Genomic DNA, 12,172 nt, shown 5'->3' with positions numbered 1-12,172 from the left:
TGGGAGTTCATCCGCCGCTTCATGGACGAAGGCCCCCAAGGCCTGCCGCGGCCCCGCATCACCTCGCATTTCCCCTGGCCCTGGCAAGCCTTCACCCCACAGTTCGAAGGGCTCACCCACTATTTTCGTCGTGCCTCCCGAACAACCAAGGTAGGGCTGCTGCTGATCTGCCCTGCCTTCCTGATCATCGGTCTCGGCCATTGGCTAAGCCTGCTGCTGTGCTGGAAACCGCGCTGGCCGAAACTGATCCGCCAGGCCGGGCTGCCTGGCAAACCCATCCCACCGCTGACCACTCTCGCCGATCGCCCTCCGCATATCCAGGAACGCTTGCGGGCCAACGCGCACCTGTGGGCAATGCGGCCGGGCAAGCGCCCCGAAAAGAAGCCTCGGCGCAGACGCGGAAAATCCGAGGCTGAGCCCTCTTGAACTATCGCTTCTTCAAAGTGCTGCCCGCTTACCCGCCCAAGGCTGCGCCTGTTCCAACTGCCGCGCCATGCGCAACAACCCATCCTCGCCCCCCAGACGTGCCGTGAACATCATCCCTACCGGTAATCCCTTTTCGCTCCAGCCAAGCGGCAACGAGATCGCTGGCTGGCCACTGACGTTGGCCAGCGCGGTAAACCCGGCACTGCCCATGGCGTGCTGGGCATAGCTGTCCCAGGGTTGGTCGAGCGACAGCAGGCCAATGCGTGGGGTGAGGTTGGTGGTGACCGGCGAGAGGATCAGGTCAAACCGCTCGAAATGGCGCTCCATCAACGCTCCAATGGTCTCGAACGACTGTCGAGCCCGATACAGCCCTTCGCCGGTAGTGCCCCGCGCTCGCTCAAGCACCACTTGGGTGATTTTCTCCAGGTCCTGGGCCGTGGCCGCTCTGCCCAGTGCCTGCTCACGGTCCTTCACCAACGTGGTCAGGGCCGTGCCAATCACCGTACCGTGTGCCCCGAACATCTGCCGGGGATCGACCCCCAGTGTCAGCTCTTCAAGTTCATGCCCCAAGCCGGTCAATTGCTTGATGGTCTGCTCCAGAGTCGCGGCAATGGCCGGCTCCAGCGGCGCCCCGGTCAATGATTGGCGCACCACGGCAATGCGCAGCTTGCCCGGTTCACGGGCCAGCTCATCGACATACGGCCGCGCCAGCGGCGCACTCCAATAGGGGCTGCCGGCCTCGTGCCCCTGACCTGCGTCGAGGAACAAGGCCATGTCGCGCACGCTGCGCGAAACCACGTTGCCCACGCTGGCACCAAACCAGCCCTCGAAATGCGCAGGACCACTGGGTGTGCGGTAGCGACTGGGCTTGAGCCCGATCAGCCCGCAATAGGATGCCGGTATACGAATCGACCCCCCACCATCGGTAGCATGGGCCACCGGTACGATGCCGGCCGCTACCGCACTGGCAGCACCACCGGAGGAACCACCCGCACTGTGTTCCAGGTTCCAGGGGTTGCGGGTCTGGCCCCAGAGCAGCGACTCGGTGGTGGTGGTCAGGCCGAATTCAGGGCATGTGGTCTTGCCGAACGGCACCGCGCCGGCCTGCTCGTAGCGGGTGATCAGGGTGCTTGTGCTGGCCGCCGCCGGCGCATCCTTGAACAGGCGGCTGCCATTGGTGGTGGTGGTGCCCTTGAGGTAGGTGTTCAAGTCCTTGATCAGGATCGGCACGCCGGCCAGCGCCCCCTGGGCCAGGGTACCGGCCTGGCGGCGTTGGGCCAGCAAGGCGCGGGCGTAGTCCTCGTGCAGCATGTTGACTGCCTTGACCTTGCCATTGACAGCACTGCAGCGGGCCAGCGCCGCGGCGAGCAGGTCCTCGCCGCTGAGCTCGCCCTTGCGCACCGCCTCGCTCATGGCCCAGGCATCCAGGCCCTGGTACTCACGGTCCGAGAGGCCCGCAGCGCGTGCATCGGCAAAGCGACCGAGCAAGCCGACGCCCGCGGCCAGGGCGCCGGCCTTGAGAACGCTGCGCCGGGGCCAGGTGGCAGGCCCTTCAGGAGTCGAAGGCGTTGGGGCGGTGCTGTGCTCGGTCATGAGTGCTACTTCCTGTGCTGGTCTGAAGGCGTGCATCAAGGGACGGTCAGGGTCAATCGGCGGTTACCAGTGCGGTCATCGCTGCCAGGTAATGCTCGCCATAGGGCGGCAGCAATCCCCACTCGCGGCGTGGGTCGTGGGCCGGGGCTTTGAACACGGTACGCATGTGGCTGAATTCAAGGAACCCCTCGCGCCCGTGATAATGCCCAAGGCCGGAGGCACCCACACCGCCGAACGGTGCATCGTGCATGGCGGCGTGCATCATCACATCGTTGATGGTCACCCCGCCCGACAGGCTGTGCTCCAGTACATGGCGCTGCTCATTGAGGTCGGTACCGAAGTAGTACAGGGCCAGCGGCCGTGGGCGAGCGTTGATTTCGGCCAGCACCTGATCGATGTGCTGATAGGTCAACACCACCAGTGCCGGGCCGAAGATTTCCTCGCGCATGATCAGGCAGTCTTGCGGCGGGTTGACCACCACCTGCAAGGGACGCCGGCGATCCCGCGCATCCAGTGGCACGGCTTCAGGCAGGCATTCGACCCGGGCACCCAGTTCGCGCGCTTCGCGCACATAGCTTTCGACCCGCTCCACATGGCGCTGGTTGACCACCGCCACCACGTCCGGATTGCCGGCCACGGTGGGATTGAGTTCGCAGTAGGTGCTGCGCAACGCGGCGAGGAAATTTTCGAGTCTCGCCTCGGGCACATAGACCAGGTCCGGGTTGATGCAGATCTGCCCGCCGTTGCTGGCCTTGGCCACGGCGATACTGAAGGCGGCGCGGGCAACGTCGGCGCTGGAAGAAACGATCACCGGCGACTTGCCGCCCAGTTCCAGGGTCACCGGCACCAGGTGCTGGGACGCGTTGCGCATCACCGACTTGCCCACCTCGGTGCTGCCGGTAAAGACCAGGTGATCGAACGCCTGGCCGGAAAATACCTTGGCCACCGAAGAGTCACCGGTGATCACGGCCACCTCCAGCGGGTCGATGTATTCGGCGAACAGGTTTTCGAGCAGTTGCGCAGTACGCGGCAGTACGTCCGACGGTTTGAGGATCGCCCGGTTGCCTGCCGCCAAGGCCGAGGCCAGTGGGCTGAGCAAGGTGTACAGCGGCGCATTCCAGGTGCCGATGATGCCGACACTGCCCTTGGGCTGGTGCATCACCCAGGCCTGGGCGCCCATCTGGTCATAGGGGGCAAACGGCGGCCGCTGCTCGTCCTGCATCCAATGTTCGAGGTGATCGCGGGCGTGCTTGAGCGAAGACAGGGAACCCACCACATCGTTCATCAGCGAGAAGCCGGCAGGTCGTCCGCCAAAGTCCAGGTCGATAGCCTCGGTCAGTTCGCCGTGGTGGCGCACCAACAGTTCGATCACCTGCTGCAGGCGCTGGCGGCGGGCGGTGGCGCTCACGGCGCCGGCGGCATTGAAAGCGTCCTTCTGGCGCGCCAGCAGGCGGGTCAGTTGGTCTACGGATGGGTGTGCTGAAGTCATCGATTTCCCCTTGCTCACGTGGGTGGCGGCTGGCGCCACACTAGCGAGGCACAAGGGCCTGCGCCTCGTCCGATCGGACGAGAACCCGGCAATTGCGTTAGTCCGTTAAGACGATGTCTGCACAAGGCCTGCGATCGATACTGGCAACACGAAAATCCCACCCCATGAGGTCAGTCATGGCAACGCCAAACATCGGTTTCGACCCCCAGGCCTTTCGCACCGCGCTCGGCACCTTCACCACCGGGGTCACTATCATTACCACCCAGGCCGAAGACGGCTCGCCAGTGGGCATCACCGCCAACAGTTTCAACTCGGTATCGCTCAACCCGCCGCTGGTACTCTGGAGCCTGTCGAAAAAGGCCCGCAGCCTGCCAATTTTCAGCAGCGGCAAGCACTGGAACGTGCATGTGCTGTCGACCGAGCAGGAGCAGTTGTCCGGGCGTTTCGCCACCCAGGGCGAAGACAAGTTCGCCGAGATCCAGTTCGACAACGGGATCAGCGAAGCGCCCCTGCTGCAAGACTGCACCGCACGTTTTCAGTGCCGCACCGCGTTCCAGTATGAAGGCGGCGACCATGTGATTTTTGTCGGCGAAGTGCTGGCGTTCGATCACAGCGAACGCGCACCGCTGGCCTTCCAGAGCGGCCAGTACGCCTTGGCCACGCGCAAGCCGCGCAGTGAATTGCGCCTGGCCACCACCCCGCCGCCGCCCGAGTGCAGCTACACCGAGGACCTGCTCGGCTACCTGCTGGGACGCGCGCATTACCAGTTGCTCAATGCCCTGCGCTTGCTGCTGAACAACCAGCAACTGGACGAGCAGGCGTTCTTCATCCTCTCGGTGTTGTGCATCCGCGACAACCTCACCCTTGACGAGATCAACACCTTCGTCAATTACACCGGCCACGCAGTGACGCTGGCGAGCATGCGTTTTCTGGAGCGCCAGAACCTGGTGGCCATCGAAGGCGAGGTAGGGCAACTGCGCTTCGTGCTCACCGCCAACGGCCGCGAGGCGTCGTTGCAGCAACTGGCCTTGGCCAAGGTGGTGGAAGAAGAACTGTCGGCCAAGCTCGGTCCTGCCGATGCCCAGGCGCTGAAGGTGCTGCTCAAGCGCCTGATCGTGGTCAGTGACCCCGGTTTGCCGGATTTGTGGGCACCGCGTTGACCGCCGACGCGCGGGGCATGCCGACGTCCGCCGCTGTCGGCTGGCGCAGCCACGGCTTGTTGCTGTTGTTGGCGATGGTGTTTGCCGACAACTTTGTCGGCCGGCAGATCCTGGCGGTGATGATCGACCCGATCAAGGCCGAGTTCGGCGTCGGCGATACCGCCATGGGGCTGATCTCCGGCCTGGCGTTCGCCGCCGTGTACGCGGTGCTCGGCCTGCCGGCCGGGCGCCTGGTCGACCGTTTGCCGCGTACCCGCCTGCTGGCGGTGTCGTGCCTGCTGTGGGCACTGGCGACGATGGCCTGCGGCCTGGCTGGCAGCTTCATGGTGCTGGCGATTGCGCGCATGCTGGTGGCGGTGAGCGAGTCGCCCACCACCTCGGCTTCGCTTTCGCTGATCGCCGACCTTTATCCGCCGCACCGGCGCTCGTTCGCCATCAGTTGTTTTACCGCTGCGCCGACGTTTTCCTCGATCATCGGCTTGAGCATCGGCGCCTGGGTGGTGGAACACTATGGCTGGCGCAGTGCATTCATAGCCCTGGGCGTACCGGCGCTGCTGTTCTGCGCATTGTTGGCGCTGGTGCGCGATCCCTTGCGCGGTCGCTGGGACCTGGCCAGCAGCGCCCCCGCCACGCCCGTACTGGGCCTGGGCAGCGAGGCGCGCAAGCTCTGGGCCCTACCCGCCTACCGTTGCCTGATCCTGGCTGGCGGCCTGACCACCTTGAGCTCTTATGCCATCGGTATGTGGAACACCAGTTTCCTGATTCGCTCCCATGACCTGTCGCTGCAGCACGCCGGCATGCTCGCGGGCGTGATCTGCGGCGTAGCGGCCGGTATCGGCGGCCTGTTCGCCGGCTGGCTCAACGACCGCCTGAGCCACCGCAGCCCACATTGGCAGATCCTCATCCCGGTGCTGGGCAACCTGATTGCCCTGACGGCGTTGATCATCTACCTGTTGTGGCCGGCAGGCGTGCTGACCCACTTCGCGGGCGTGCCCATTCCTGTCGCCATGCTCTGGTGTGCGTTGTACAGCTTCTTTGTGGTGTGGTGGGTGGCACCTTCGTACAACCTGGTGACCCAACTGGTGCCCGCCAGCCGCCGTGGTACTGCGATGGCCTTGCAGACCATTGTCAGCACCTTGCTCGGCGTGGGGATCGGGCCACTGTTGACCGGGCTGTTCAGTGATCTGCTGGTGACGCAGTTTGCCGAGCAGTCACTGCGTTATGCACTGGTGCTGGTGAGTTTGCCGTTGCTCGGATCGGTGGCGTTGCTGGGGCGTACGGCGATGCATGCGGGCAAACATGGCTATGGCCGGGGGCTTTGAAACAGCGGCCTTCACAGACAGCATACGGTGTAGCCGCTGCCGCCAGGCTGCGATCGACTGCGCAGCAGGCGCTCAGGGTTTACGGCCGCTTTGCGGCCGATCGCAGCCTGGCGGCAGCGGCTACATGAGGCTAGAACCGCTCATCTCCTATCGACGGCAGGGTCAGCTCCTTGACGAAGCTGGCCGCCGACAGGCTCAGGGCCAGGCGCACCACCTGGACCACATCATGCACCGGGATCAACTGCCCGCCGCCTCGCTGCTCGGCCAGCTCGCGCGGGGTCGCCAGTGGGTCGTCGGTATTCAAGTAGCCCAGGTTGAGGCAGGTCACGCCCAACTGCTGCTCTCGATAGCCTTCGCGCAAGGCATCGGCCATGCCACGCAGGGCAAACTTGGAGGCACCGAAGGTGACTTCGGGCCGACCGCTCTGGGTCAGGCCAGAGGTTGAACCGGTGAGGATGATGCGCGGACGGGCACTTTGCAGCAGGGTGGGCAACAGGCGCTTGATCAGGACCAGGGGCGAGGTAATGTTGCAGCTGACAATGGCCTCGATCTGCCCGTCGTCATCGCCCTGAAAGTCATACGCCGGCGAGAAGGCCTGTTCTTCCCAGATGCCCAGGTTGTAGATCAGCGTGTCCAGCCCTTGCCCGGCCACGGCCTGCTCCAGGCGCTGCGCGGCGTCGCGCGGATGGGCCAGGTCAGCCTCGACCCACTGCACCTGTACGCCGGCTTGCATCACCAGCCCCTGAGGCTGGCTGCGCGACACGCCAATCAAGGTATCGCCTGCCCCTCCCAGGCCCTCGACCAATGCCCTGCCCAATCCTTTGCTGGCACCTACCACCATGATCTTCATCGCCTGTTTCCTTACGTGGCTTGCTGAAAGACCCGGCATGCAAACAGGGCATTGATGACTTGGCAAATCGGAGCTTGTATCAGGATGTGTGCCTGTTCAGCCTATGCCAGGTAACGCCGGAACCAGGCCAGAGTCCGCTCCCAGGCCAGGTTCGCCGCCGCTTCGTCGTAGCGCGGCGTGGAGTCGTTGTGAAAACCGTGGTTGGCGCCGGGGTAGAAGTAGGCCTCGTAGGTCTTGCCCGCAGCCTTGAGCGCCTGTTCGTAGGGGGGCCAGCCTTCGTTGATACGGGTGTCCAGTTCGCCGTAGTGCAACAGCAAGGGGGCCTTGATTTTCGGCACATCCCTGGCATCGGCCTGGCGACCATAAAACGGGACTGCCGCGCCCAGTTCGGGGTACGCCACGGCGGCGGCATTGGCCACGCCGCCGCCATAGCAGAAGCCGGTGATGCCGACCTTGCCGGTGGTGATGTCCTGCTTCATCAGCCATTCGATGGCGGCGAAGAAGTCATTCATGAGCTTTTCCGGATTGACCTTCTCTTGCAACGCGCGGCCCTTGTCGTCATTGCCAGGGTAGCCACCCACCGACGTCAGGCCATCGGGTGCCAGGGCCACGAAGCCTGCCTTGGCCAGGCGCCGGGCGACATCCTCGATGTAGGGGTTCAGGCCACGGTTCTCATGCACCACCACAACCCCGGGTACCTTGCCCTGGGCCTTGGCTGGACGCACCAGGTAACCGCGAACCTGGCCGTGGCCCTTGGGCGAGGGATACAGGATGTAGTCGGCGACGATGTCCGGGTCGGTGAAAGACACCTGCTCGGCCAAGGCATAGTCTGGGCTCAGGGATGCCAGCAAGGCCCCGGCGGTCATGCCGGCAAAGGCAAACGCCGCCGCCCGGTCAAGAAACTCGCGGCGGTCGATCCGGCCATGGGCATAGTAGTCGTAGAGTTCGAGCAGTTCAGGGGCAAAGTCTTTGGCAGTCAGACGTTCCATGGATGCGCACTCTGTCGGATGTGACAAGGAAACAAGCCTGATTCATTAAAGCAGGCCAGGCGCACCCTGGCCCAGGCGCCGCGATCGCGTATGATGCGCGCCCTGCCCCACGAACGATTGAAGGCCCCCATGCAGATGAGCAAGCGCGAACAGGCACAGCTTGAGCGACGCCTGGTAGCGACCCTGACCGAGGCCTGCGAGACGGCCAAGGCACAGGTCATCGGGTTTTCCTGGCTGACGCACGTGGTCGACTATGCACGCTTCCCCACCAGCCTCAAGGTGATCTGGGTATTCGAGACCCAGGCAGACCAGGATCGCGCCCTGGCCGCTGGCCAGGACCGCTACATGGTCGAGCTGACAGCCATGGCCCTGCAGGCCTGCGACCTGACCCTCGAACGGGTGGACGCGCTTGTACACTTTGATTCCGAACAGCAGTGCCAGCGCGCCAACGCCGGCAATTGGCCCCAGCGTCTGGCACGCGTGTACGCCTCGCGAGGTTGACCCATGGCCAAGGACATCGAAAACCCCTGCATTGCCGTGTGCCAGCTAAGCGGCGACCTGTGCCTGAGTTGCGGGCGCAGCAAAGAGGACATCCGCCAGTGGAAACGCATGAAGCGACCAGAAAAAATGGCTGCGGTGCAACGCGCGCGAGTACGCATGAAAAGCGTGCAGAAGAAGAAATCCTGAGGGTGCGGGCCAGAGCAACGGTCTTGCTCTGGATCACACTGCCATCGCTCCCAGCAGCCCCTTCACCACCGCCTGCTCCGGCCGCTGCCGACACCGCGCATAGTCCGCCAACTGCTGATCCGCGCTGGTGCCGTCACGCAAGATCACTTCAGCCCACTCGAAACTGCGCTCGCTGTCGCAGGGGGCAACCTCGAACAAGGCCCGTGCCTGGGCCAGCCATTGCAAGGCGCTCCCCTGCCCCTGGTTCCCCTGGCAGATGTACTGCCCATGCCGCCCATAGCGCATGGCCCGCCAGTAATTCTGCTCAGTGATCCAGTATTGCTCGCGCGTCAACGGTGCGCTCTGCGGGTGACGCAGGCAATGCTCGACCATGCAGCGAAACAGTCCGGCAATGCACAGGCCATCCTCGAGCCGCGGGCAGGCATCGGCGATGCGCAGTTCCACCGTTGGGTAGTGACGCGATGGGCGGATCACCCACCAGCAATCGTTGCCCTCGCGCAACGAACCGGTGCGTTTGAGCAACGCCAGGTAACGCTCGTAGGCCTGCCAGTCGCCCAGCCGTTGCGGCAGACCCATGTGCGGCCATTCACCACACGCCACCTGGCGGTAACTCTGGTAGCCGGTGGGTTGGCCCTCCCAGAACGGTGACGAGGCACTCAACGCCAACAGCAGCGGTATCCACGGCAGCAGCTGGTTGATCAGCTTGATCCGATCGTGCCCTGGCGCGACGCCGACATGCACATGCAAGCCACACAACAGGCTGCGTCGGGCCACCTGCTGGTAGTCCTCGAACAATTGACGAAAATGCTCCTCGTCGGCGGGCAACTGCTGGTGCCAGCCTCCCATCGGGTGACTGCCCACCGCGATCACACCGACACCTTCCCCAGCCAGCACCTGCAACAACCGTTGCCGACTCTGGCGCAAAAACTCGCCAGCCTGGGCCAGGTTGCTGAATACAGGCGAGGCGACTTCTATCTGGCTCTGGAACATTTCCTGGGCGAAGTGGGCGCCGAGTACCTGGCGGCACAGGTCGATGACCGCCGAGGTTGGCCTGGCCAGCACCTGTCCACTGTCCAGGCTTACCAGCAGGTACTCCTCCTCGATGCCGAACGTGCAGGCGCTGTTCATCGGCGGCTGACGCTCAGCGCCACCGCGGCAATGCGTTCGACCTGTTGGTATCCCGGTTCCAGTAGCTGCTCGCCGAACACATCCGGGTCAAGCTCCTGGTAACGCCAGGCCCAACGGGTATCGGCGAGGGGTTTGTGCAGGGCCGCCAGGAACGGATCACGGCCTTCGACCATCGCCACACCGGTGTACAGCAACAATGTGCCGCCCGGCGCGAGACGTGGCAGCGCCTCTTCGACCATCCGCAACGACAACTGCTCGCCGAGCGCCCCGCCACCATGACGGTAGGCGCGTTCGCGGGCATCCAGCATGTAGGGAGGGTTGGCCACGATCAGGTCGAACTGGCCGGTGATGCCCTGGAGCACATCACTGTGCTCCACCGAGACATTGGCAAGCCCGGCCAGAGCGACGTTGATGGCCGTCATGCGCAGGGCCTGGTCATTGATATCCACGGCACTGACCTGTGCGTGCCGGCGCGCCCTGGCGATCAATACCGCCCCCACACCTGCGCCGCAACCGATGTCCACGGCGTGATTGATAGGCGCGGTGCTGTCTTGCAGGTGCGCTTGGATCAGCCGGGCAAAACGATAGGTGTCGGGGCCGAAGAACACCGCGTCGACGCTGTCGGTGGGGAAGCTTGAATGCACGAACAACGCATCATCCAGGCTCGACCAGCGCACCCGGCTGCGCAGCCGTTCACCTTCGCGGTCGACTAACCCGGCCCGTTGCAATTGCTCCAGTTCGTCAGGCGACAACAGCGATGCCTCGAAAGGACGGTTCCAGCCGAAGATATCGCGCAGCGTGCTCGCCTGCTCGGCGCCCGGCCGGGCGTTGTTACGCGCCTGGGTCAGCGGCGTGACGCAGGTGAAGCGGTAGCCGTCGGCCTGCAGCCGCTGCCCCAGTTGCAACAAGGCCTGATCGGCCTGGCGTTGTGTCTGGCTCAATTGCATCCGGTACTCCTTAGCGGTTGAGGCCGGTCATCCGGGCAAAACGCCGCGTTGCCCACAGACCACGGGGCAAGGCATGGCGGTTGCCAGCCATTTCTTCAATCAACAGGTCGACGCGGGCTTCGGGTGGCAGGGTCTGCAATACGGCCTCCAGCGCCTGGCCTTGCGCTTCGTCGTGCAGTGGCTCGGCCTTGACCAGAAGGGCATGGCGCTGGCCTGCAGCAGGTTTCCAGTTACCGGCAATCCAGTCTTGCAGCAGCTGTTTCTCATACGGGCTGAACACACCGAACATAGCCGCGGCCGGCCCGTCGATCAGTTGCCAGAAGCGACTGTGCGCCGGGTCCTGATGGCGTTTGATCCAGCCCTTGCGCTGCAACACCGCGAGAAAACCCGACAACAGGTTGGTCTCGGCCAGCCATTGGTTGACGGTTTTCCCTTCGAAGCGGCAGTAATCGGAGTGCATGTGCTGGCCGAAACTGCGCTTGCGCTCAAGGGCAGCGAGCAGTTCGGCTTCAAGGTCGAAACTGTCGATGATCGCCAGCGCCCCCGGCCCCAGGTCGTTGAGCCGGTAGCCGCGCGATACGCGCTGGTAGAACGCTGTGCTGCCGTGTTCGGGCCACACGTGCTGCAGCGCGTGCAATGCCTTGCAGGCATGCCCGCTGCTGGCGTTGTCGATGGTGACATGCAGGCGGAAATACTGCGGGTCGATCCCCAGTTCATCGAGTTCGAAGGCCGTGATCAACAGGTGCAACGGCGGTTGCTCGTAGCCCAGGTTGTAGCCGATCACCTCGGGCAGCAGCGCTTCGGTATTCAACCCCAGGGCCAGCTGCACGCAGCCCTGCAGATAGCGGTCGGCACCCAGGGGCAGTTGCTCGTGACAGCCCAGCTCGCTGAGCAGGCGCTGGAAGATCAGTACGTGGTTGCACGCCGGGTCGCCGTCACCGAGTTCCTCCAGGTAGGTACGGATCAGGCCATGAAAGCGCGGGTCGGGCCAATGGCGCAATGTGCCAGCCAACCAGGCACCGTCCACCGCCTTGGTCGGCGCCACGTGCTGGAGAAAATACAGGGCGTGGGCGCGATTGCTGAAGTAGCGCCGGGACGCGCCGGCCTTGCGCCCTTCAAGGTAGGCGGCATAACAGCGGGCCACTTCGCCTGCACGATAGCTTGACCACGGGCCCAACTGGGCGGGATCGCCGGGCAGGTCATCAGGCAGCGCGTCGGCCAGTTGTAATTGCTCCTGCAGCCACTCCAGCCCCTCGCCGGGGCGCCCCTGCAGCAAGGTGTGATAACGCTGTTCCATGGGCGAGCGGCCGGTGAAGGCGATTGAAGTGGGCGCAGTCGAGGCAGTCAACGCAGTCATGGCGAGCTCCTGCCGTCAGTTGTCCTGTTCGGGGTTGGGTTGCGGCTTTGGCTCGGGTCCCGGCTGTGGGTCCGGTGCAGGCACATCGGATTTCTGCATTTGCAGCGAGGGTTTGCTCTGGTCCGCATCGGTTGCGGCGTGATCGGGTCGGTCGAAGCAGCCTTGGAGGAGGAACAGGCTGCACAGCAGGCCAAGCAGGTAACGTAGTTTCATGACGGCCGTCT

13 protein-coding genes are annotated in these 12,172 nt (G+C 64.2%); 5 read left to right on the top strand and 8 right to left on the bottom strand.

Annotation, left to right across the window (positions count from 1 at the left end; genetic code table 11):
• A partial coding sequence (locus H621_RS28750) for a DUF6708 domain-containing protein (protein ID WP_028944348.1) occupies positions 1-426 on the top strand: 426 nt, incomplete at its 5' end.
• A 12-nt stretch (positions 427-438) separates the two neighbouring features.
• On the opposite strand, the gene H621_RS0115810 is transcribed toward H621_RS28750, so the two are convergent.
• Positions 439-2,019: an amidase gene (locus H621_RS0115810; RefSeq protein ID WP_028944347.1), complete on the bottom strand. Its 1,581-nt coding sequence runs from the start codon at positions 2,017-2,019 to the stop codon at positions 439-441.
• Between the two features lie 52 nt (positions 2,020-2,071).
• Positions 2,072-3,508 carry a coniferyl aldehyde dehydrogenase gene (locus H621_RS0115805; RefSeq protein ID WP_028944346.1) on the bottom strand — a complete coding sequence of 479 codons (1,437 nt, stop codon included), beginning with the start codon at positions 3,506-3,508 and terminating at the stop codon, positions 2,072-2,074.
• 176 nt (positions 3,509-3,684) lie between these two features.
• On the opposite strand from H621_RS0115805, the gene H621_RS0115800 reads away from it, so the two are divergent.
• Together H621_RS0115800 and H621_RS0115795 are read left to right on the top strand one after the other, a co-directional pair.
• Positions 3,685-4,668, top strand: a complete 984-nt coding sequence (locus H621_RS0115800) for a flavin reductase family protein (protein WP_028944345.1) — start codon at positions 3,685-3,687, stop codon at positions 4,666-4,668.
• Between the two features lie 17 nt (positions 4,669-4,685).
• Positions 4,686-5,990: a spinster family MFS transporter gene (locus tag H621_RS0115795; RefSeq protein WP_028944344.1), complete on the top strand. Its 1,305-nt coding sequence runs from the start codon at positions 4,686-4,688 to the stop codon at positions 5,988-5,990.
• Positions 5,991-6,120: 130 nt separating this feature from the next.
• Here H621_RS0115795 and H621_RS0115790 read toward each other — a convergent pair whose 3' ends face one another.
• Positions 6,121-6,840 carry an SDR family NAD(P)-dependent oxidoreductase gene (locus H621_RS0115790; protein ID WP_028944343.1) on the bottom strand — a complete coding sequence of 240 codons (720 nt, stop codon included), beginning with the start codon at positions 6,838-6,840 and terminating at the stop codon, positions 6,121-6,123.
• A gap of 101 nt (positions 6,841-6,941) precedes the next feature.
• The gene (yghX, locus tag H621_RS0115785; RefSeq protein WP_028944342.1) at positions 6,942-7,829 is read right to left on the bottom strand and encodes a YghX family hydrolase; all 888 of its coding nucleotides are present in this window, start codon (positions 7,827-7,829) and stop codon (positions 6,942-6,944) included.
• Between the two features lie 129 nt (positions 7,830-7,958).
• Here yghX and H621_RS0115780 point away from each other — a divergent pair, with 129 nt between their 5' ends.
• Both H621_RS0115780 and H621_RS0115775 read left to right on the top strand, forming a co-directional pair.
• Positions 7,959-8,330, top strand: a complete 372-nt coding sequence (locus tag H621_RS0115780) for a hypothetical protein (protein WP_028944341.1) — start codon at positions 7,959-7,961, stop codon at positions 8,328-8,330.
• Positions 8,331-8,333: 3 nt separating this feature from the next.
• Positions 8,334-8,516, top strand: coding sequence for a DUF1289 domain-containing protein (locus tag H621_RS0115775; protein WP_028944340.1), 183 nt, complete (start codon positions 8,334-8,336; stop codon positions 8,514-8,516).
• A gap of 33 nt (positions 8,517-8,549) precedes the next feature.
• Here H621_RS0115775 and H621_RS27145 read toward each other — a convergent pair whose 3' ends face one another.
• From H621_RS27145 to H621_RS0115755, 4 genes are read right to left on the bottom strand one after another with little or no spacing between them, the layout of a single operon-like run.
• Positions 8,550-9,644: a carboxylate-amine ligase gene (locus tag H621_RS27145; RefSeq protein WP_084167967.1), complete on the bottom strand. Its 1,095-nt coding sequence runs from the start codon at positions 9,642-9,644 to the stop codon at positions 8,550-8,552.
• Complete coding sequence (locus H621_RS0115765; RefSeq protein WP_028944339.1) at positions 9,641-10,591, bottom strand: methyltransferase; 951 nt, start codon at positions 10,589-10,591, stop codon at positions 9,641-9,643. The genes H621_RS27145 and H621_RS0115765 overlap by 4 nt, the downstream gene beginning before the upstream one ends.
• A gap of 10 nt (positions 10,592-10,601) precedes the next feature.
• Positions 10,602-11,948 carry an iron-containing redox enzyme family protein gene (locus H621_RS0115760; protein ID WP_028944338.1) on the bottom strand — a complete coding sequence of 449 codons (1,347 nt, stop codon included), beginning with the start codon at positions 11,946-11,948 and terminating at the stop codon, positions 10,602-10,604.
• 15 nt (positions 11,949-11,963) lie between these two features.
• Complete coding sequence (locus H621_RS0115755; RefSeq protein ID WP_028944337.1) at positions 11,964-12,161, bottom strand: hypothetical protein; 198 nt, start codon at positions 12,159-12,161, stop codon at positions 11,964-11,966.
• Positions 12,162-12,172 lie beyond the last annotated feature (11 nt).

Origin of the sequence: Pseudomonas vranovensis DSM 16006 (assembly GCF_000425805.1) — a bacterium.
In the GTDB taxonomy this organism is placed as follows: domain Bacteria; phylum Pseudomonadota; class Gammaproteobacteria; order Pseudomonadales; family Pseudomonadaceae; genus Aquipseudomonas; species Aquipseudomonas vranovensis.
Note: the sequence above shows the minus strand (reverse complement) of the source record. Positions and strands in the feature narration are given on the sequence as shown.

Coding starts and splice junctions, on each gene's coding strand:
- H621_RS0115810 (WP_028944347.1), bottom strand. CDS start 2,019: ATGACCGAGCACAGCACCGCCCCAACGCCTTCGACTCCTGAAGGGCCT.
- H621_RS0115805 (WP_028944346.1), bottom strand. CDS start 3,508: ATGACTTCAGCACACCCATCCGTAGACCAACTGACCCGCCTGCTGGCG.
- H621_RS0115800 (WP_028944345.1), top strand. CDS start 3,685: ATGGCAACGCCAAACATCGGTTTCGACCCCCAGGCCTTTCGCACCGCG.
- H621_RS0115795 (WP_028944344.1), top strand. CDS start 4,686: ATGCCGACGTCCGCCGCTGTCGGCTGGCGCAGCCACGGCTTGTTGCTG.
- H621_RS0115790 (WP_028944343.1), bottom strand. CDS start 6,840: ATGAAGATCATGGTGGTAGGTGCCAGCAAAGGATTGGGCAGGGCATTG.
- yghX (WP_028944342.1), bottom strand. CDS start 7,829: ATGGAACGTCTGACTGCCAAAGACTTTGCCCCTGAACTGCTCGAACTC.
- H621_RS0115780 (WP_028944341.1), top strand. CDS start 7,959: ATGCAGATGAGCAAGCGCGAACAGGCACAGCTTGAGCGACGCCTGGTA.
- H621_RS0115775 (WP_028944340.1), top strand. CDS start 8,334: ATGGCCAAGGACATCGAAAACCCCTGCATTGCCGTGTGCCAGCTAAGC.
- H621_RS27145 (WP_084167967.1), bottom strand. CDS start 9,644: ATGAACAGCGCCTGCACGTTCGGCATCGAGGAGGAGTACCTGCTGGTA.
- H621_RS0115765 (WP_028944339.1), bottom strand. CDS start 10,591: ATGCAATTGAGCCAGACACAACGCCAGGCCGATCAGGCCTTGTTGCAA.
- H621_RS0115760 (WP_028944338.1), bottom strand. CDS start 11,948: ATGACTGCGTTGACTGCCTCGACTGCGCCCACTTCAATCGCCTTCACC.
- H621_RS0115755 (WP_028944337.1), bottom strand. CDS start 12,161: ATGAAACTACGTTACCTGCTTGGCCTGCTGTGCAGCCTGTTCCTCCTC.